The sequence below is a fragment of the Clostridium moutaii genome, from assembly GCF_041205085.1.
Taxonomy (GTDB): domain Bacteria; phylum Bacillota; class Clostridia; order Clostridiales; family Clostridiaceae; genus Clostridium_B; species Clostridium_B moutaii.
The window spans coordinates 1-1468 of record NZ_JBGEWD010000043.1; the positions used below are offsets into that span (position 1 = coordinate 1).

Here is a 1468-nt window from a genome sequence, read left to right on the forward strand (position 1 = left end):
TTGGATCTATGTCAATAAAGTAGACACATTTTTTGAACTTTTAAACTGAATATATTTTAATTTTCAAATAGCCTTTAACTATTTTAATTCAATCTAAATATATATCAAGGATATACAGAGCAAGCCCATGGCTTGTCCTTGACATATATTTAAATTGAATATGTTTATCCTTAGGGCTGATTGAAAATTTAATTGCTGTAGTTGATTTTATCAGGCAGCTAACTTCCTCCTTTGAATATCTTCACACTCCTGTGGAGTAATATAGCCAATCCTGCTGTGTATTCTTTTTCTGTTATACCAGCTTTCAATATATTCAAATATTGATATCTTTGCATCTTCAAAATTAATATATTTGTTCATCCTCGGTTCCTCTTTTTTTAGTGAAGCATGAAATGATTCCATAGGTGCATTGTCATAAGGATATCCCTTTTTACTGTAAGAATGCCGTATGCCCTTGCTTTTAAGGTATTCTTCAACTTCACTGCTTGTATATTGAGAACCTAAATCACTGTGTAGTATAAGTGATGCACTATCAGGTTTTTGAATTTCTATAGCATTCTTTACAGCCTTTAATGCTGTATTGGCATTCATATTCTTCGAAATATGCCATCCAACTATTTTTGCACTGCAGCAGTCAAAAACAGATGCCAGATAGCACCACCCATCCTTTAAAGTATATATGTACGTTATATCTGTAAGCCATTTTTTATTGATTGTGTCTGTCGCAAAATTTTCCTTAATAAGATTTTCTTTACCAGCTGCATTGACTTTGCCAGGGCAACATGGATTCCGTTTTTTTACTATAATTGATCTTATATTCAATTTTTTCATCCGTCTCTGAACCCGTTTCAAACTTGGTTTAAATCCTTTTTTCATAAGCTGTCTGAGTATTTTAACCGCACCATACCTGCCTTTTGAATCTTTGTATTCTTTATATATCATTTTATCTAAAATTTTATTTTGTTGTTTCCATTTGGATGGTTTCCTGTTTAGATGCTTGTAATAAGCAGCCCTGCTTATGCCCAATACTTTGCACATGATTTTTATTGCAAAGCATTTTTTGATTTTTTTACAATAGTAATGCTTGTTTTCATTAATGAACTTATAAACATCCTCTATTTTTCCTTTGCGAATATGGATAAAGCTTTTTTTAATATTTCATTTTCCTCCTGAAGCATGACATTCTTTTTAAGAATTCCTTTGATATTTTGCTCCTTGGCTTCTGTACCATCTTTTTTGTTTTTATTCTTAAGTACCCACTGCCTCATTGTTGTTTTAGGTATTCCATATTCGCTGTTAAGTTCACTATACGTCTTTCCTCTATTAAATAATTCAACAATAGTATTTTTATATTCATCCGTATATCTTTTAGATGTTTTTCCCACTTGTAGACACTTTCCTTTCTTAATTTTATTATAGATCTTTAGTAAATCTATTTTTTTGTGTCTACTCTTTTATACTAACATCA

Annotated in this window: 2 protein-coding genes; both read right to left on the reverse strand. The window is 30.9% G+C overall.

All coding sequences use genetic code 11. The features are described from left to right. Positions 1-210 precede the first annotated feature (210 nt). A complete protein-coding gene (locus AB8U03_RS17995) occupies positions 211-1155 on the reverse strand; it encodes an IS3 family transposase (protein ID WP_369705926.1) in 945 nt (314 codons plus the stop codon). After that, positions 1116-1385: a transposase gene (locus AB8U03_RS18000; RefSeq protein WP_369705925.1), complete on the reverse strand. Its 270-nt coding sequence runs from the start codon at positions 1383-1385 to the stop codon at positions 1116-1118. The genes AB8U03_RS17995 and AB8U03_RS18000 overlap by 40 nt, the downstream gene beginning before the upstream one ends. Between the last annotated feature and the right edge of the window lie 83 nt (positions 1386-1468).